Genomic DNA, 20122 nt, shown 5'->3' on the forward strand with positions numbered 1-20122 from the left:
AAGCTTACCTCCTTATGCTTTCTTATATATAAAAGTGGAGGCTTTATCAAAACCGAAATTTTTATAATTGTAAATACTTTCAGTAGCACCTACAAAAAGCAATCCACCTTTTTTTAAGGACTCATTAAACTTTTCATATATTTTGTCCTTTATATCTTGATTAAAGTATATAACTACATTTCTACATACTATTAAATCAAAATTTTTTTCATAGTTGTCCAAAATTAAATCATGTTTTTTAAAGTTTACCATTCCCTTTATTTTATCGTCAATAAAATAAAATTCTCCATGCTTTTTAAAATATTTATCTAATCTATCTTTTTTTACATTTTTTATATCATTTTCTGTATAGAAGCCCTGCTTTGCTCTTTCCAATATTTTTTCATCTAGATCTGTAGCAAGAATTGTATGTCTACCTGAAGGTGCTAATTCATCCAGTAATATTCCTAGTGAATAGGGTTCTGCTCCAATAGAGCAGGCTGCACTCCATATCTTTAAATTTTTGTTTTCAGGAAGTAGCTCAGTTTTAATTTTTCCTTTTAAGTCTTCAAACATTTCAGGATTTCTAAAAAATTCCGTTACATTTATAGTAATAAAATCTAAAAACTTTTGTCTTTGTTCTTTATCTTTTTTTAATATATCTATATATTCATCTACACTTTTTGCACCTACTCTAGACATAAGACTTAGAAGTCTTCTATGTAACTGATTTTCTTTGTACGCATGAAGATTTATTCTAAATTCTTTATACACCCAATCCTTAAATCTTTCTAAATCCATATCCTTCTCCACTTCCCTTTACTATTTTTATTATGGCATCTGAAATTTCCTGTATTGGCAATACAATATCTACCTTGCCTGTTTCAAATGTTGCTTTAGGCATTCCATATATTGTACAGGTAGCTTCATCTTCAGATATGGTTATTCCTCCATTTTTCTTTACTTCTACTGTACCTTCTGCGCCATCTCGTCCCATGCCTGTTAGTACTATGCTTAATAATTTGTCCTTATAAACTTTTGCAACGGAAAAGAAAAGCTTGTCTACTGCAGGTCTTACTCCCCATATAGGATCTTCTTTGTTTAGAGATATTCTGTTTCCATTTACCTCCATGTGAAATCCTCCTGGGGCAATATATACTACATTTTCTCTTATTATTTCTCCTTCAGTTGCTTCTACTACCTTTAAATTACTATTACGATCTAACCTCTCTGCAAAAGCTTTTGTAAAGGTTGCAGGCATATGCTGTACTACAAATACAGGCACCCCCAAGTCCTTGGGAAGTTTTGTTATTACTTCATAAAGTGCCTTTGGGCCTCCTGTTGATGCACCTATAGCTACAGCTTCTATTTTTTTATTTCTTATATTATTTTTAAATACTGTTTGTTTATCTTCTTTTTTATTCTCTTTTCTAGCTTCCATAAGTTTTTTGCTATGATTTTTAATGTCCTCTTGTGAACATCCAAATTCACATTTTTTATAGGCTAAATTTATTTTAGTTATTAAATCATCCTTTACTTTATCAATATCCAATGATATTGCACCAGAAGGCTTAGGTAAAAAGTCAAAAGCTCCATTTCCAAGGCACTCCATAGTTAATTCTGAGGATTTTTTAGAAAAACTGCTAAGTACTATTACTGGTATATTATTTTTTTTATTCTGCAACTCCTTTAATGCTTCCATACCATCCATAACAGGCATTTCCACATCCAATGTTATTACATCTGGTGTTAGTGCATCTACTTTATCTATTAAATCCTTGCCATTTCTTGCTGTTGCTATTACTTCCATATTACTTTGTGAATTTATCATATCTGATATTATTTTTCTCATTAAAGCTGAATCATCTACTACTAACACTTTTATTTTTTTCACCGTATATCAACTCCATTATATTTCTTTTATACCCACTCCTACAGTTTTTATTTGGACAACACCATTTGATGTATCCAGTATCATGGTTCTTCCTTTGTTTCCACCAACTTCTTCTGCTAATATTGGTATAGATAATTCATTTAGTTTCTTTTTTACAGATTCTATATTCCTTCTTCCAATGTCCATTATCATACTTTTGTCTGAGAAGTTAAACATAGAAGCTCCACCAGAAATTTTAGCCTTTAGATTTCTAACATTGGCTCCTTTTTCTTTCATTTTATCTATTAATATAGGTATTCCTAAATCAGCAAATTTTAATGGATTAGTTACATTTTTAAATTGAGTACTATCTGGAAGCATTATGTGTAAAAGTCCTCCTATGCCATTAATTTTATCATATAATGCTATACCTATACAGGAGCCAAGTCCTACTGTAATTATCTTATCTGGGGACTTTGCCACATTTAGGTCTGCAATCCCCACCCTATATTCTTTAACTTCCATAGTATGCACCTTTCACAAATATATTTTTATTCTTTATTGATAATTTCTTTTTCTTCTTCTGTTAATATAGTACCTAAATTTAAAAATATTATAATTTTGTCTTCTTCTTTTATTAATCCCTTTATATACCTTTTAGAAATACCGGCAACTATTTCTGGTGGTGCTTCAATATTGTCTATATTTATATCTTTTACTTCTGATACTATATCCACTAATATACCTATTTTACCTGTCTTTTCTTTTGCAACTATTATTTTTCTATCACTGTCATTATAAATTTGAGTTTTTGGTATATTAAACTTTTTTGACAAACAAATTATTGGAAGTATATTTCCTTCATAGTTTATAACACCTTCTACAAAATCTGGAGAATCTGGTACTCTCGTTGGTTCTTCAAAACCTAATATTCTTTCTATTTCCATTATGTCTGTAGCATAAAATTCATTATTTATGCCAAATATTAATATCTTTTTTTCCCTATTTGCCATCAGTGTTCCTCCTATAATAATAATTTATCTACTACTATATCTCCGTGTTTATCAAGATACGCATGTATATCTCTACTTGGAGTTTCTAATAAATATTCTTTAGTGCCTACTTTAAAAATTGTATTTTGATAAGCCTCATCTGCCCAAATTTCTCCTTTTTCTCCTACAATAAGATTTGTGGTTACTCCACTAATGCTTCCTACAACTCTACATTTTATTTCTTTTTTGGCTTCTATTTGTCCTCCCCTAGCTAATGCCCTCTCCTTAGTAAAATAAACTGAGTTATTTGCTATTATTCTAGATATATATTCTCCCTTTCCCGTTATATAGACATTTCCTGAGCTAGATATGTTTGAATCTTGGCAATAATCTATAACTACCTCTACTGGTATAGCTAATTCCTTTTCAAGCTTATCTACTCTGTCCTCTAAAAGTTTTATTATATCCTTTAATTCTCTATAATTTTTTATATTAAGAGGAGCTAGTCCTATTAGTTTATTCTTTATTGCTGATATTATTGCTGATTCCGCTTTATCTTTTCCACAAACAGTTATATCTCTTATAATTGTCAAACAAATTCTAGGCAAAGCTTTATATTTGCGTTCCATTAATATTCTTATTATTTCACCATCTTTTTTGTCTCTTCCGTATAAGTCTAATCTTTTTACTTCTTTTACAGATTCTATAATTTCTTTTAAAATATCTATAAGGGAATTTGAATTGTCAATGGCTTTTATTTTAGTAACATCTTGTCCCCCACCTAATATGTCTGAAGATAATATACTTCCTTTAATGGTTATATTGCCTTTTCCATCTATTTTAGCTCTTTCTACATTTTTATTTATGGTTATGGAATTTCCTGCATTAACTTCCATACCTTCTTTTACATTTCCATGTACTAAAACATCTCCAATAAATTCAATATTACCTGTAGTCAAATCCACATCAGATCTTACTTCGTACATTCTGTACACATAAAAGGCATTGTTTTTCTCGTAAGGTTTTCCTTCAATAGTTGCAATAATTTTTTCTCCCTTTAGTTCACAACCGCTTCCTGCTCTTATTCTAATTTTTTTACCAAGTTTGTGTTTTAAAATTTTTCCCCTTACATCTATGCCATCTCTTCCTGTTTTTGATGTATGCCTTATAGCAAGTACATCTCCTTTTTTTACTGCTTCCACTGTACCTATGCTCTTAAAGTCTATGTTTCCCATAGCATCCTGCTCTGGTTTTTTTTCTCTTCCATCCACATTAAACTTGTACTCTATTACATCATCTTTTTCATTTATAGGCCTTGCTCCTTTTGCAATTAACATATTAGTACAACTTTTTTCTATGGCTTTTTGCACATTTTCTTCTATTATACCACATATTATTCCAGCTTTGGACAATTGCTCTTTTATTTCCTCAGGTGTATACTTAGGTGGCATTTTAGAATACTTTAATACTTTTTCTAGTTTTAATTGATTTCCCTCTTTTGATTCCTTTAATTCATAAATTCTTTCTGGCTTATAGGTAATGGATATATATGCTTCTATATTGTCTTTACTAGTGGATATATCTATTTTTCTTGAAGCAACTTGATCATACAAAGAAACTTCTATGTCAGATTCTTCATATACGTCTGCTCTTTTTACAATTTCATTTCCATCTACTTTTACAGATATATAGTCTGTATCATCCCCTATAATAATAGTTGCAGGTTTTCCATTATTTTTAGGGTTTTTTACAATTATCTTTCCATCTTGAATTTTAATTGTGCCGTCATTTTCATTTTTTACACCTTCATTTGTTTCATACTCTTCTACATTTTCTACTTCTTTTTCTTTTATAATTTCTTTCTCTTTTAGGTCTTTTTCCTTTGCTGGAAAAGCTTCTATAGCTACTTTTTTTATAAATAATCCATTTTTCTTTTCTACTATTTCATAATCTAATTCCTCTTCTTTTACATTAAATAATTTACATGCATCTCCTATACATTTTTCTAAAGATGAACCTACAAATTTAGTTTTAGTTTTCATAAAATCCCCCCATGACATCAATATAAGAAATCATTATTTTTTAGTATTTATATAATTATCTATTCTTTCATTATATTTATTCATAATAGCTACAATAAAAGAATTTTGTGACGATTTGAAGTTTATTTTGTCTACATTTTTTACTGGTAAAACATCAAAAGGAGTACTGGATATAAATATTCCATCTACTTCTTTTAATTCTTTATAGTTTACATACTTTTCTACTACAGATATATTTAACTCATTACATATATCCAAAACCTGTTTTCTAGTTATTCCAGGTAATACAGCTTTAGATGGAGTTGTTATAAGTTTATCTCCCTTTACCATAAATACATTGGATTTGCTTCCTTCTGTTATGAATCCATTTCTATCTACTAATATAGCTTCAAATATACCTTTATCTTTTATAAATTTATCTAAATCCTTTCTAAATTCCTGATTTAAAACCTTTGCATTAGGATTTTCTCTTTCTTTATTGTATAACGCAGTGGATACTCCCTCTTTAAAATCTTCTTCAGATGGAAATGTTATTCCTTCAAAATAACATATAAAATCCTTATTTTCAAAATTTAAAAGAAATTTTAAACTTCCCTGTTCTACTTGATTTTTTTCTATTAATTTTTTTATAGATTCTTCTATAAAACTTTCCTCTAACCATATTTCTAAATTAGTCAGTTTAGAAGTGCTCTTAAGTCTTTTTATATGATCTTCTAATAATAAAGGCACCCCTCTTTCAACTTTCAACACCTCATAAATGGTATTGCGTCCTTTTATTATATTATCGTCAAATTCTCTTAAATTCTTGATATTATTATTAAGAATATAGTATTTTCCAAACATAATTATAAAAAACCTCCCCCTTTGGTTAATGAATAACCTTTTTTAATGAACAACTAACAATGAATAGTGAATAATTTTGGATAGCTTTTCTCCACTTTGCTAGATTTTACAATTGACAGAGGACAGAGGACAATGATTGATAACTTTTCTCCACTATTGTTACGAAAAGTTTTTAATTTTATAAGATCTTTGGGTTTAGTTAAAACTAAACCTTTATATATTAGATAAATCTAAGATATCTTCGATGTTCAGCTTTGCTGAACGAGTTTTTTATGCTACAACTATCTTTAACAAATAAAATTAAATTAAAACTTTCACTGTCCTCTGTCAATTGTCCTATGTCCTCTAAGAAACGTTAACACTTTTTCCTACTTCCATTTTAATCTCTTTATATTTTCGTGTTCTTTTTTAAAATTTATTAAATACGGATTGCCTACTGTTCTAAATAGAGGTAAATCTGCTAGAGAGTCTGAGAACATGTAGGATTTTTCAAAGTCCACATCTATACCCTCTTCTTTTAAATACTGCTTAAGTCTTATTACCTTTTCTACACCTTTGCAGTTTTCTCCATAAATTTTTCCAGTGTACTTTCCATTTCTTACTTCGAATCTTGTTCCTATTATTTTATCTACCTCATTTATATTATATAATTCTTTTAGATAAAATTCAGCAGAAGCAGAAATTAAATATATTTTATACCCTTCTTTTTTAAAATTTTTTATAGTAGCTATAGCATCACTGTATAATATACTTTTAAGTCTCTTTTCGTAAAATTCTTTCGCAATTTCTTTCATTTCCTCTTCTGTAATACCTTTTATAAAAGATATGAACTCCTCTTTGGCTTTCCCCGCATCATAAACTCTAATAAGATATAAAAATCCACCTTTTATACTTTTAGCTAGATTTTTTAATAAACTTGGCTTCTTTTTTACTAAAAAATAATAAAATTCTATTAGAGTTTCTCTACTGGTTAGAGTAAAATCTACATCAAATATGGCTAATTTAACTTTTCCATTATCCATTTTTTCATCCCCTTTAAAATACTTTTTATATTTTAAAATAAAAAGAACCGATATATATTATAGCGGTTCTTTTTGTAAATTAATCTTCTTGAAGACTTTCATAATAAGCTCTTACTTCTTCAAATTCTTCATCACTTAAATTTTCAAGTTCGCCCTCTTCTGAATCTCTAACTGCTTTAAATAGATATATTGATTCACTTTCAGGGTCTTCTGCTAAAACATAGTCATTTTCTTTGTAATTAAAAGCATCTACTATTTCACAAGTTACAACGTTTCCTTCTTCATCTTCTAAGTCCACTAGTAAAGCTTCATGTTCATGTTCATGTTCACCTTCACAACCACATCCGCAATCATGATTGTGTTCATCATTACCACAACAACAATTATTTATTTTATCTTTATCCACGGCATCGTCTGGAAATATTCCCAGACTTTCACCTCCTTTCGGTTATGTTATAATTTTACCCTTAATTTGCACATTTTAAAAGGCTTTTTTGAAAATTCCTTTAAAAAATAGGAGGAGACTTAAGTCTCCTCCTATTTTATATATTAGCCTTGTAATTTTCTGTAGCTTTCGTATCTATCTTTTGCATCTTGTTCAGTTTTTGCATATAGTTTATCTGCTACTTCTGGGAATGCTTTCTTTAAGGAAGCATATCTTACTTCTCCCATTAAGAAGTCTTGGAATTTGCTCCAATCTGGTTCTTTAGAATCTAATGAGAATGGATTCTTTCCTTCTTCTTTAAGTGCTGGATTGAATCTGTATAATTGCCAGTATCCACATTCAACAGCTCTCTTTTGTTCTACTTGGCTAGCAGACATACCTATCTTTAATCCTTGGTTGATACATGGAGCATAAGCTATGATTAATGATGGTCCATCATATGCTTCTGCTTCTTGCATTGCTTTTATAGTTTGGTTCTTGTCAGCACCCATAGCTATTTGAGCAACATATACGTATCCGTAGCTCATTGCCATCATTCCAAGGTCTTTCTTTCTAGTCTTCTTACCTGATGCAGCAAATTTAGCTATTGCAGCAGTTGGTGTAGATTTTGAAGCTTGTCCTCCAGTATTTGAGTAAACTTCTGTATCATATACGAAGATGTTTATATCTTCTCCACTTGCTAGAACATGGTCAACACCGCCGTATCCGATATCATAAGCCCAACCGTCTCCACCGAATATCCATTGAGATTGTTTTACAAGATAGTTTCTATCTCTATAGATTTCTTTTAATGCTTCGTGACTGTCTTTTTCTGCTTCAAGTACTGCTATAAGTTCAGCAGCTGCTTTCTTAGAAGCTTCTCCTTCATTGTAGTTATCTAACCAATTTTGAAGAGCTTTCTTAACTTCTTCTTTTACATCAGCATTTAATGCTTCGTGAGCTTTATCTGCTAATCTTTCTCTTATTTGTTTTGCTCCTATAGCCATTCCTAATCCGAATTCAGCGTTGTCTTCGAATAAGGAGTTAGCCCAAGCAGGTCCTTGTCCTTTTTCGTTAGTTGTGTATGGAGTTGATGGAGCTGATCCTCCCCAGATTGATGTACAACCTGTTGCATTAGCAATCATCATTCTATCTCCATATAATTGAGTTAATAATCTTGCATAGGAAGCTTCTCCACAACCTGCACAAGCTCCGTTGAACTCTAATAATGGTTGTTCGAATTGGCTACCTTTTATGCTCATCTTATTCATTGGATTATCTTTTTTGGATAATTTTAATGAATAAGCAAAGTTGTCTTGTTCTTTTAATTGAGTTCCAGCTGGTTTCATAATAAGAGCTTTATTTGGTGCTGGACAAACTTCTGCACAGTTTCCACATCCAGTACAGTCAAGTGGTGAAATTGACATTGTGTACTTGAAGTCCTTAAATGCAGGTCCACCCTTAGCTTCAACTATTTTGTATCCTTCTGGTGCATTCTTAGCTTCTTCTTCAGTTAATAAGAATGGTCTTATTACTGCGTGAGGACATACGAATGAACATTGGTTACATTGGATACAGTTATCTTGTTGCCATTCTGGAACGTTAACTGCAATTCCTCTCTTTTCATATGCAGCTGTTCCTTGTGGGAATGTACCATCTTCATATCCGTTAAATGCTGAAACTGGAAGGCTATCTCCTTCTTGTCTGTTCATAACATCTACAATATTCTTTATGAATGCTGGTTTTTCTTCAGCTTTTTCTACAAATCCTTCAGTAGTAGTTTTCCATGATGCTGGAACTTCTACTCTGTGTGCAGCTTCTACACCTTTGTCTATTGCAGCGTTGTTCATATTAACAACTTTTTCTCCCTTTTTACCATAGGAAGTAACAACTGCATCTTTAAGATATTTAACTGCATCTTCTACTGGTATTATGTTTGCAATCTTGAAGAATGCTGATTGCATTATCATGTTTATTCTTCCGCCAAGACCAACTTCTTGAGCGATCTTAACAGCATTTATTGTGTAGAATTCTATATCATTTTCTGCAATGTAATTCTTTAAGGAAGCTGGTAATTGTTGTTCTAATTCTTCATCTGACCAAATACAGTTAAGTAAGAACTTACCGCCTTTCTTTAATCCTTTAACTACATCATATTTATGAACATATGCTTGGTTATGACAAGCTATGAAATCTGCGTTATTTATTAAATATGGGCTCTTAATTGGTTCTTTACCAAATCTTAAGTGAGATACTGTGATACCACCGGATTTTTTAGAGTCATATGCAAAGTATCCTTGTGCATACATGTCTGTGTGGTCTCCTATGATCTTTATAGCACTCTTGTTTGCTCCAACAGTACCATCTGATCCAAGACCCCAGAACTTACATGCTGTAGTTCCTTCTGGTGTTGTATCAATGTTTTCTCCTTCTGGTAATGATGTATTAGTTACGTCATCAACTATTGCTACTGTAAAGTTATCTTTTGGACATTCTTCTTTTAAGTTATCAAATACTGAGATTATATGTCCTGGAAGAGTGTCTTTTGAACCTAATCCATATCTTCCACCAACTATTACTGGTTTCATATCTTCACAGTTATAGAATGCTGATTTAACATCTAAGTATAATGGTTCTCCAATTGAACCTGGTTCTTTAGTTCTATCAAGAACAGAAATCTTCTTAACAGTTTTTGGCATAGCTTTGAAGAAGTGCTCTAATGAGAATGGTCTGTAAAGATGAACTTTAACTAAACCAACTTTTTCTCCCTTTGCCATTAAGTAATCTATTGTTTCTTCTATACAGTCACAGATTGATCCCATTGCAACTATTACTCTATCAGCATCTTCTGCTCCATAGTAGTTGAATAGTTTATAATCTCTTCCTGTTAATTTATTTATTTCGTTCATGTAATTTTCAACGATGCCTGGTACTTCGTTGTAGAACTTATTACATGCTTCTCTTCCTTGGAAGAAGATATCAGGGTTTTGAGCTGTTCCTCTTGTTACAGGGTTATTTGGATTTAAAGCTTTTTGTCTAAATTCGTTAACTGCATCCATATCAACTAATTTAGCTAATTCATCATATTCCAATACTTCAATTTTTTGGATTTCGTGTGATGTTCTAAATCCATCAAAGAAACTTAAAAATGGTACTTTAGCTTTTATTGCTGATAAGTGTGCTACAGCTGCTAAGTCCATAACTTCTTGAACACTACTTTCTGCAAGTAATGCAAATCCTGTTTGTCTTGCTGCCATAACGTCGGAGTGATCTCCAAATATGTTTAATGCATGAGTTGCAACTGATCTAGCACTTACATGGAATACTCCTGGTAAAAGTTCTCCTGCTATTTTGTACATGTTAGGAATCATTAAAAGTAATCCTTGAGAAGCTGTATATGTAGTTGTTAAGGCTCCTGCTTGTAATGATCCGTGAACTGCACCTGCTGCTCCTGCTTCTGATTGCATTTCAATTAATTTTACAGTTTGACCAAATATATTTTTCTTTCCTTGTGCTGCCCATTCATCAACGTGTTCAGCCATTGGGGATGATGGTGTTATAGGATAGATTGCTGCTACGTCTGTAAACGCATAGGATATATATCCAGCAGCAGTATTACCATCCATAGTTTTCATTCTTCTGCTCATTAGTAAATTCCCTTCTTTCTATATATTTTTAATAATATATAATTTTAATTAAAATTTTGCAGAAAACTACAAAATTATATAAGCATTATATAAGCTTTTTGTAAAGGATTTAACTTTACATTTTACTTGTCCACTTGTTGAATATTTTAATACACTTTTTTTTAAAAAACTAGTACACTTTATAATATACAACAAAATTTAAAATATGTAAAATGCATTATTAAATTTTTCTCAAAGTATATCCTTATTTGTAAAAGCCTTTATTATTGCTAAAACATTTCCAAAGATATTATATCACAAATATTTTATTATTGTATATTTTTTTTAATTTTAATACAAAATTATCTATTACATACTTTACAAATTAATTGTAATATTAAACCCTATACATGTAAAGTACAGGGTTTAATTTTTTTATATATTATTTATTTAGCAAGTAACTGTCCTAATTTTTTAGCTTCTTCTAATTGTTTTTCATTAGGTGCTTCTTGCACTGCTAGCTTTCCTATAACATTAAATCCATATTCTTTCATTTGAGTTTCCCATTTTTCGATAAATTCCCCATTGTCCCATCCATAAGATCCGAATAAAACAACTGGTTTATTTTCTAGGTTTAGCTCTTTAAAATTCTTTAAAAATGGTGCCATTTCTGTTTGATCTACTTGATTATTATCCATAGATGGACTTCCAAAAGCCACTGCATCTGCTTTTAACACATCTTCTGGTTTTGCGTATTGCACCTGTTTTATATCTACTTCTGCACCTGCAGATTTTGCTCCTTTAGATATATTATCTGCTAGTACCTCTACATTTCCCCCAGCACTCCAGTATATAATTGAAACCTTTTTCATAATACCATCTCCTTTGTTAAACCTATTAATTTAAATTACTTATACATTTATATTAACACAATAACCTTTATTAGTGAACAAATATTAGTGAATAACCTTATTTAGTGAATAACTAACAGTTAATAGTGAATAATTCTGGATAGCTTTTCTCCAATTTGTTACATTTGACAATTGACAGAGGACAGTTCATTTGACAATTGACAGAGGACAGAGGACAGAGGACAGAGGACAGAGGACAATGATTGACATCTTTTCTCCACTGTTGTTACGAAAAGTTTTTAATTTTATAAGATCTTTGGGTTTAGCTAAAGCTAAACCTTTATATTAGATAAATCTAAACTATCCTTAATTCTCCATTCTCCACTTTCCATTTTCAATTATATCTACATTGACATTTTTATTGATGGCTGGTTTAGCGAAGCTAAACATCGCTTTAGTTTTTAAGAGCATTAAAATTAAGTCAGGCTATAGTGTTAAAATCTTTTAAGCTATAAAATTCTATTGAATAGTTTAGTTTTAGTTTTTATAAAAATTCATATAATTAAGGATTTTTTGCAACAAAGTGAAAAAATCCTCAATAATTATTCATTGTTCCCTGTTCATTATTCACATTAATCAACGGCGGCCTATCGGCTTGCGACACAGTCGCTAGATTAATAGCAAATAATTAAAATAAATTATTATATAAAAGTTAATTTATTTTAAATCTCATCAGATTTTATAAAATTAAAGATTTTCTGTAGCAAAGCGGAGGAAAATCTTCCTTCATTGTCCTATGTCAATTGTCCTCTGTCCTCTAAATAAAATCAAAGTTCTTCTGACGCTACGAGGAAGAACCTCCTTAGTTGTTCACTGTTCGCTATTAGTTATTCACTATACAATGTTTTTCTATCAACTCTACTATATTATCTATGCCATTTTTAAAGGAGCTTTTTTTCATATTATTTATATATTTTTCTCTGTTTTCATAAAGATAGTTTAGTTTTTTTAAAAAAATCTCATTGGTTATTTCTTCTTCTTCTAAAACTAAGCTGTATCCATTTTTCTCAAAGGATCTGGCATTTAATATTTGGTCCCCTCTACTTGCCTTTTTTGATAATGGAATTAATAAATTGGGTTTTGCTAGTGCCAAGAGCTCAAAAATAGCATTGGCTCCTGCTCTTGATATTACTATGCTTGAAGCCTTCATTAAATGTGGCAATTCTTCTTTTACATATTCAAATTGAGAATATCCTTCTTTATTTTTCAATGTTTTTTCTATATTGCCTTTTCCGCAAATATGGATTATGTTAAATTTTTTTAATAATTCTTCTATGTTTTCTCTTATTAAATTATTTAAAACTTTAGAACCTAAGCTTCCTCCTATTAGTAGTACTATGGGCTTATTATCTTTAAAGCCGCAAATTTTTTTCCCTTTTTCTTTGTCACCTAAAAAAAGTTCTTCTCTTATGGGTGTTCCAGTTAAAACACCTTTATCTCCTTTTATATGTTTTAGTGTTTCTGGGAAAGTAACACATACTTTGTTACAATAGGGTGTTGATATTTTATTAGCAAGCCCTGGTGTCATATCAGATTCGTGGGATATGACAGGCACTCTATTTAAATATGCTCCAATAACCACAGGTACTGCCACAAATCCTCCCTTTGAAAAAACTACATTAGGTTTTTCTTTTTTTATTATTTTTCTAGCTTCCATTATTCCCTTTAAAACTTTAAATGGATCTGTGAAATTTTTTAAATCAAAATATCTTCTTAGTTTTCCGCTAGAGATTCCGTAATATTTTATTCCTTCTTTTTCTATTAAACTTTTTTCTATTCCATCTTTTGTTCCTATATATCCTATTTCATATCCTAATTTTTTTAATTTTGGAATCAATGATATATTTGGAGTAACGTGACCTGCCGTTCCTCCACCTGTTAATATAATCTTTTTTTTCAAGTTTACCAACCACCCTTTATTATAAAATTAAAAAATCCATTTTCTATTATTTTATGTTTTAATTAACTGATCTGCCTCTGAAAGACTAATATATTAATTTACTTTCCGGGCAATATAATAATACAACAGAAAAAGGAGGTAATATAAATGGCAAGAAGTAATAGAATTTTAGTTCCTGAAGCTAGGCAAGGATTAAATCAATTTAAAATGGAAGCTGCAAGAGAATTAGGAGTAAACTTAACAGAAGGTTACAATGGAAACCTTACTTCTAGGGAAAATGGTTCCGTAGGAGGACATATGGTTAAGAAAATGGTTGAAAAATATCAAAGAGATTTATCTTCTAAATAAAATATAAATATATATAAATATAATGGTATAATACCACTTCTGTGGTATTATACTTTTTTTAACTACTAAATCTATAATCTATTATTCTCATTTGAGGATTTACATATCCATTGTATTCATTTATAGTAGGGCAAAATATAAAATCCATTCTTATATCTTTAGGATTATTCATTACAAATCTATAATTCTCTCCATAATTTTTCTTTAGCATTTCCTCAAATTCATTTCCTCTTCCAAAACATATACCTTCCATTTTTCTTATATTATCAATCTTTATAATAAATTTCAAAGTATTTCTATCTTTACCTAGCAAAAGTATTTTATCTATTTCTAATTTTTTTTCTGCAAAAATCGGTGATGAATTTCCCTTGCCAAAGGGTTCTAATATACTGAGCTTATTTATAAAATCTATAGAAACATTGTTAGGACTTAATTTTTCATCAATAGTTATTTTAGGAATTATATCTTCTTCTGTTAAATTACACTGATTATTTAATTTTTCTCTAAATTTATCTATATTTTCTTCTTTTATAGAAAGCCCTGCTGCCATAGGATGTCCTCCAAAGCTTTCTAAAATATCTTTACATTTTATTAATTCTTCAAACATATTATATTCTTCTATAGACCTTCCTGACCCCTTTGCTTTTTCCTTGCCTTTAGTAAGAATTATAGTAGGCAAATTGTATTCTTCTCTTATTTTGCCCGCCACAATTCCTGCAATACTTTCATGTATATTTTTATTATATACTACAATTATTTTATCATTTTTTATAGAACTATTTTCTATTATTTCTCTTACACTTTCTACACCTTCACTGGTTAATTTTTGTCTTTCTTGATTTAATTCATGAAGTGTTTTAGCTAATTCTAATGCTTTACTATCCTGCTCTGCTAATAAAAGTTCCACAGATAATTTTGCTGTTTCCAATCTTCCTGTAGCATTTATGCAAGGACCAATAACAAAACCTATATGATAAGAGTTTAAATTTTTTTCATTTATTCCTGTTTCCTTTATTAAATATTTTAGTCCTATATTATTTGTATCTCTTAAAAGTTCTATACCATTTTTAACTAATATTCTATTTTCATCTATTAAATCCACTACATCACAAACTGTACCTATGGCTGCATATTGTAGTAATTCATAAAGTTCTTTAGAGCTTATTCCCATAACTGAATAAAGAGCTTGAATAAATTTAAAGGCTATACCTGCTCCACACAATAATTTAAAAGGATAGGTACAGTCTTGTCTTTTTGGATTTATTGTGGCATCTGATTTTGGCAGTATATACTCTCTTTTTTCATCTTTCTCAACAAAACCTAGTTCATGGTGATCAGTTATAACCACCTCTATACCAAGTTCCTTTGCAAATTCTATTTCATCTATGGCACTTATACCATTGTCACAACTCAGTATTACCTCTACACCTTCATTTTTCAGCTTTTCTATTCTATCTTTATTCATACCATACCCTTCATTTTCTCTATCTGGAATATGATATATAAAATTTGCTCCACATCTTTTTAATCCTTTATATAAAATAACGGTACTGGTAACCCCATCAGCATCATAATCTCCATATATTGCTATTTTTTTATTTTTCTCTATAGCATTTTTTATTAACTCAATACCTTTATCCATATCTTTCATTAAAAAAGGATCATATAAATCTTCTAGGGATGCATTTATAAACCTATTTATATCATAGGCAGTTTTTATCCCCCTATTTACTAATACTTTAACTATAGCTTCATTTATGCCAGTTACTTTAGATAATCTCTTTATATTTACGTTACTGCATTTAATCATCCATCTTTTTTTCATAGATTTCACCTCTATAACATTATATACTAAATTAAAATTTTGCATATCAAAACCTTAAATTAATGAACAACTAATAATGAATAGTGAACAATTGTGGACATTTTTTCTCCACTTTGTTACATTTGACAATTGACAGAGGACAGAGGACAATGAAGGTTAATTTTTCTTCATTAACATTACGAAAAATTTTAAATTGTATAAAACCTTATAAAAGTTTAGCTTGCTAAACGAGTTTTCCATAGTACAACTATCTTTAACAAATCAAATAAAATTAAAACTTTTCTGAGTGCAACGAAGAAAAGTGTCTTTCACTGTCCTCTGTCAATTGTCCTCTGTCCTCTGCTCTGTCCTCTGCTCTGTCCTCTAAAATCATTAACTAAGGTTGTTCATTAAAAACTCTGTTTTTCAAGGGGTTGACAGCATATGTTCTTTAAAGGTAAAATCATTATGTTAATAATAATTATTTAAAAGGAGTTGTTATTGTTTTGGATAAATTGATTTTTGGAATTTCTGGTCTTCCTATAGGAGATGGAAATTCAAAATTTAATTATAAAACTGGTATAGAATATTTAAATTCCATAGGTTTAGATGCCATGGAACTTCCCTTTGTTAGATCTGTTAATATTACAGATAAGAATAAAGAAGAGGTTTTAAATGCTAAAATAGAAAATGATATTTATCTTTCTGCTCATGGTTCTTATTTTATAAACTTAAATGCTGTGGAATTAGAAAAGCAAGAAAAGTCTATGGAAAGAATTATAAAAGGAGCTGAGGGATTACAAAAGGTAAAAGGTAGAAGCTTAATTTTTCATCCTGGATTTTATCTAAAAGATACAAAAGAAAAGACTTTTAATACTATAAAAGAAAATCTTGAAAAGCTACCTTACTTTGGAGTGGACTACAGATTAGAAACCACAGGAAAACCTACTCAATTTGGTTCTTTAGAGGAAATTGTAGCACTTTGCAAGGATATTAAACACTGCAAGCCCTGCATAGATTTCTCTCATTTGCACGCAAGAGGTAACGGTGCATTAAAAAATTATGATGACTTTGCAAATATTTTAGATTATATGCACAAACATTTAGGATATGAAGCCTTAGAAGACATGCATATACATATATCTGGAATAAACTATGGAGAAAAAGGTGAAAGAAATCATCTTCCCTTCCTAGAAAGCGACTTTAATTATAAAGATTGCATGAAAGCTTTCAAAAGCTTTGATATTAAAGGTTGCATTATATGTGAAAGTCCTATTTTAGAAAAAGACGCTCTTTTGCTTAAAGAATACTACAAGGCTTTATAGTTAATGAATAACGAATAATGAACGAGGACAGAGGACAGAGGACAGAGGACAATGAAGGTTAATTTTTCTTCATTAACATTACGAAAAATTTTAAATTTATAAGATCTTTAAGTTTAGCTAAAGCTAAACTTAATTAAATCTAAGATACCTTCAATGTTCAGCTTTGCTAAACGAGTTTTTTATGCTACAACTATCTTTAACAAATAAAATAAAATTAAAACTTTTCTGAGTGTAACGAAGAAAAGTGTCCTTCACTGTCCTCTGTCAATTGTCCTATGTCCTCTGAAAAAGTGTTCTCAATTCTCCACTCTCCATTTTCAATTATAACCAAAGTTATTCATTAAAATAAGCTCTTCGCATGCTTTTTTAACGTCTTCTTTTCCTAGTATGCCGGATATAACTGCAATTCCATCTATATTAGTTCCCTTAAGTTTTTGTACATTGGTTTCGTTTACTCCTCCTATTGCCACTACGGGAATATTCACAGTTTTTTTTATTTCTTTAAGAGTTTCTATAGATGTACTTTCTGCATCTTTTTTGCTATTTGTAGGAAACATTGCTCCTACTCCTAAATAATCTGCTCCATCCATTTGAGCTTTTAGAGCATCTTCTATAGTATTTGCAGATAACCCTAAAATTTTATCTTCTCCTATTATCTTTCTTACAACATCTGCCGGTAAATCCTTCTGACCTATATGCACTCCTTCTGCATCTACTGCTAGAGCTATATCCACCCTGTCATTTATTATTAGTGGTACATTGTATTTGTCTGTTATATTTTTTATTTCCTTTGCTATTTCATAAAATTCTTTTGATGAAATATCTTTTTCTCTTAATTGCACTAAAGTAACTCCACCTAATATGGCATCTTCCACTGCCTTTTTTAAATCTCTTCCCTTTAATACATCTCTATCTGTTACTAAATAAAGAGTACAATCTAAATTTTTATTACCCATTATAAATCTTTCCCCTTTCTTTAAATGAATTTTCATTAAGATTATATATGCTATCTATTAAAGCTGTTCTAAAGGAACTTGGCCCTAAATTTTTAGTTTTTTCATAGGCAATTTCTCCTGCGATACCCATGGATGTAACTCCTGATAATGTAGCTTGTAAATAATCTTTTTCTGCTCCACAATAAGATGCTATTACAGAGGTGCACATACAACCTGTTCCTGTAATTTTAGACATGATGCTACTTCCATTTTCTACAATGTAAATATCTTTTTTAAATCCTATTACATCCTTTTCTCCAGTTATTGCAATTACTGCATTGTATTTTTCCGAAAGATTTTTAACTAGTTTAATTCTTTCTTCAATAGAATTATCTTCATCGCAACTTTCTGCATCTACTCCTTTTGTTGATGCATCCATACCAGATAAAACCTTTACCTCTGATATGTTCCCTCTTATTACTGAAAATTTTATTTCCCTTAAAAGTTCCAAAGCTATATGAGTTCTATATTTGGTAGCTCCAACTCCTACTGGATCTAAAATAACAGGTATATTTAATTCATTTGATTTTTTCCCTGCCAAAAGCATGGACTTAACTGTCTTTTGATTCAAAGTTCCTATATTTATAACCAAAGCCGAAGCTATAGACACCATATCCTCAACTTCATTTATATCATCTGCCATCACTGGCGACGCTCCTATAGCCAATACTATATTTGCGCAATCATTTACCGTTACATAATTTGTTATATGATGAATCAAAGGATTTTTTTCTTTTATTTTTAATAAGCTATTATATATTTTTTCATAAATTTCCACGATAACCCCCCCTTTTTTTAATGAACAACTAACAGTTAATAATGAATAATTATGGATATTTTTTCTCCGCTTTGTTACATTTGACAATTGACAGAGGACAGAGGACAATGAAGGTTAATTTTTCTTCATTAACATTACGAAAAATTTTAAATTGTATAAAACCTTACAAAAGTTTAGCTAAAGCTAAACTTTTATAAATTGACTAAATCTAAAACGCCTTCGATGTTTAGCTTGCTAAACGAGTTTTCCATAATACAACTATCTTTAACAAATCAAATAAAATTAAAACTTTTCTGAGTGTAACGAAGAAAAGCGTCCTTCATTCTCAATTCTCCACTTTCCATTTTCAATTATATCTAATAAGATTAAAGCTCTTCTGACGCCAGGAAGAAAAACTGTCAATTGTCCTCTGTCCTCTGTCCTTTGTCCTCTAAATAAAGTTCATAAAAGTGGTTTGTAGGTCCTACTCCTTTTCCTATATCTAATGAATGTTCTATGGCTATTTGTATATAGTCTTTAGCTTTTTTTACACTTTCTTCTAAGTTGTAGCCTAGTGCTAAGTTTGAGGCTATGGCTGAAGATAGTGTACATCCTGTTCCATGGGTATTTTTAGTATTTATACGCTTTGAAGAGAAATAGCTGACTTTTTCTTTACTGTATAAAATGTCTATAGCTTCTCCTTCTAGGTGTCCACCTTTCATAAGTACACTTTTAGGTCCCATTTTCATTATTATTTCAGCGGCTTTTTCCATTTTTTCTTTGCTATCAATAGGTATTATTTTTTTTATATCCTCTTCAATTTTACCTTCTTCTTCATAGGTTTTTATTATTTCCTCTGCTTCTGGTAAATTAGGAGTTATTACATCCGCTAAAGGTAATAATTTTTCTATAAGAGTTTTTTTAGATTCTGGTGCTAATAAATCGTATCCACTTTTGGATATCATAACAGGGTCTACTACTACATTTTTAGCCTTATACTCTTTTAATTTTTCTGCTATTATTTCTATGGTTTCTATTTTGGATACCATTCCAATTTTAACCGCATCTACTTCTATATCTGTAAATATGGCATCTATTTGTTTTGCTATGATATCTTTGTCTATATCCTGTACTGCAAAAACTCCTTGGGTGTTTTGTGCTGTTACTGCTGTTATTACACTCATTCCAAATACTTTATGAGCTGACATAGTCTTTATATCTGCTTGAATACCAGCTCCTCCTGAACTATCTGAACCTGCAATGGTTAATGCTTTTTTCAAA

General features: G+C 30.3%; 17 protein-coding genes. 2 read left to right on the top strand and 15 right to left on the bottom strand.

Annotated features, from left to right (window positions below; translation table 11 throughout):
- Positions 1 to 12 precede the first annotated feature (12 nt).
- The 11 genes from CKV72_RS07350 to CKV72_RS07400 form a co-directional block, all read right to left on the bottom strand.
- On the bottom strand, positions 13 to 780 hold the full coding sequence (locus CKV72_RS07350; protein WP_095177897.1) for a CheR family methyltransferase: 768 nt from the start codon (positions 778 to 780) through the stop codon (positions 13 to 15).
- Complete coding sequence (locus CKV72_RS07355) at positions 761 to 1873, bottom strand: protein-glutamate methylesterase/protein-glutamine glutaminase (RefSeq protein ID WP_095177898.1); 1113 nt, start codon at positions 1871 to 1873, stop codon at positions 761 to 763. The genes CKV72_RS07350 and CKV72_RS07355 overlap by 20 nt, the downstream gene beginning before the upstream one ends.
- 15 nt (positions 1874 to 1888) lie before the next feature.
- Positions 1889 to 2377, bottom strand: a complete 489-nt coding sequence (locus CKV72_RS07360) for a chemotaxis protein CheD (protein WP_089866890.1) — start codon at positions 2375 to 2377, stop codon at positions 1889 to 1891.
- Positions 2378 to 2403: 26 nt separating this feature from the next.
- Entirely contained in the window at positions 2404 to 2865 is a 462-nt protein-coding gene (locus tag CKV72_RS07365; RefSeq protein ID WP_095177899.1) for a chemotaxis protein CheW, read from the bottom strand.
- 11 nt (positions 2866 to 2876) lie between these two features.
- Positions 2877 to 4886, bottom strand: a complete 2010-nt coding sequence (locus tag CKV72_RS07370) for a flagellar assembly protein A (protein WP_114648769.1) — start codon at positions 4884 to 4886, stop codon at positions 2877 to 2879.
- A 33-nt stretch (positions 4887 to 4919) separates the two neighbouring features.
- Positions 4920 to 5729 (bottom strand): aminotransferase class IV, encoded by an 810-nt coding sequence (locus CKV72_RS07375; RefSeq protein WP_207713309.1) that lies wholly within the window; start codon positions 5727 to 5729, stop codon positions 4920 to 4922.
- A 368-nt stretch (positions 5730 to 6097) separates the two neighbouring features.
- Complete coding sequence (locus tag CKV72_RS07380) at positions 6098 to 6751, bottom strand: HAD-IB family hydrolase (RefSeq protein WP_089866879.1); 654 nt, start codon at positions 6749 to 6751, stop codon at positions 6098 to 6100.
- A gap of 79 nt (positions 6752 to 6830) precedes the next feature.
- Complete coding sequence (locus tag CKV72_RS07385; protein WP_089866876.1) at positions 6831 to 7157, bottom strand: DUF1292 domain-containing protein; 327 nt, start codon at positions 7155 to 7157, stop codon at positions 6831 to 6833.
- Between the two features lie 143 nt (positions 7158 to 7300).
- Positions 7301 to 10822 (bottom strand): pyruvate:ferredoxin (flavodoxin) oxidoreductase, encoded by a 3522-nt coding sequence (gene nifJ, locus CKV72_RS07390; protein WP_095177901.1) that lies wholly within the window; start codon positions 10820 to 10822, stop codon positions 7301 to 7303.
- 425 nt (positions 10823 to 11247) lie between these two features.
- The gene (locus tag CKV72_RS07395; RefSeq protein ID WP_089866871.1) at positions 11248 to 11673 is read right to left on the bottom strand and encodes a flavodoxin; all 426 of its coding nucleotides are present in this window, start codon (positions 11671 to 11673) and stop codon (positions 11248 to 11250) included.
- 862 nt (positions 11674 to 12535) lie between these two features.
- Positions 12536 to 13612, bottom strand: coding sequence for an undecaprenyldiphospho-muramoylpentapeptide beta-N-acetylglucosaminyltransferase (locus CKV72_RS07400; protein ID WP_089866868.1), 1077 nt, complete (start codon positions 13610 to 13612; stop codon positions 12536 to 12538).
- 147 nt (positions 13613 to 13759) lie between these two features.
- Here CKV72_RS07400 and CKV72_RS07405 point away from each other — a divergent pair, with 147 nt between their 5' ends.
- Positions 13760 to 13960 (top strand): alpha/beta-type small acid-soluble spore protein, encoded by a 201-nt coding sequence (locus CKV72_RS07405; protein WP_089866865.1) that lies wholly within the window; start codon positions 13760 to 13762, stop codon positions 13958 to 13960.
- Between the two features lie 58 nt (positions 13961 to 14018).
- Here the strand turns inward: CKV72_RS07405 and recJ are convergent, their stop codons facing one another.
- On the bottom strand, positions 14019 to 15785 hold the full coding sequence (recJ, locus tag CKV72_RS07410; protein ID WP_169712357.1) for a single-stranded-DNA-specific exonuclease RecJ: 1767 nt from the start codon (positions 15783 to 15785) through the stop codon (positions 14019 to 14021).
- Between the two features lie 485 nt (positions 15786 to 16270).
- Here recJ and CKV72_RS07415 point away from each other — a divergent pair, with 485 nt between their 5' ends.
- Positions 16271 to 17089, top strand: coding sequence for a TIM barrel protein (locus CKV72_RS07415; protein ID WP_089867994.1), 819 nt, complete (start codon positions 16271 to 16273; stop codon positions 17087 to 17089).
- A 317-nt stretch (positions 17090 to 17406) separates the two neighbouring features.
- On the opposite strand, the gene thiE is transcribed toward CKV72_RS07415, so the two are convergent.
- The 3 genes from thiE to thiD form a co-directional block, all read right to left on the bottom strand.
- A complete protein-coding gene (thiE, locus tag CKV72_RS07420; RefSeq protein WP_095177903.1) occupies positions 17407 to 18045 on the bottom strand; it encodes a thiamine phosphate synthase in 639 nt (212 codons plus the stop codon).
- On the bottom strand, positions 18038 to 18862 hold the full coding sequence (thiM, locus tag CKV72_RS07425; RefSeq protein WP_095177904.1) for a hydroxyethylthiazole kinase: 825 nt from the start codon (positions 18860 to 18862) through the stop codon (positions 18038 to 18040). The genes thiE and thiM overlap by 8 nt, the downstream gene beginning before the upstream one ends.
- Before the next feature lie 398 nt (positions 18863 to 19260).
- Positions 19261 to 20121 (bottom strand): bifunctional hydroxymethylpyrimidine kinase/phosphomethylpyrimidine kinase, encoded by an 861-nt coding sequence (gene thiD / locus CKV72_RS07430; RefSeq protein ID WP_095177905.1) that lies wholly within the window; start codon positions 20119 to 20121, stop codon positions 19261 to 19263.
- Position 20122 lies beyond the last annotated feature (1 nt).

It is taken from the genome of Clostridium cochlearium (assembly GCF_900187165.1).
In the GTDB taxonomy this organism is placed as follows: domain Bacteria; phylum Bacillota; class Clostridia; order Clostridiales; family Clostridiaceae; genus Clostridium_G; species Clostridium_G cochlearium.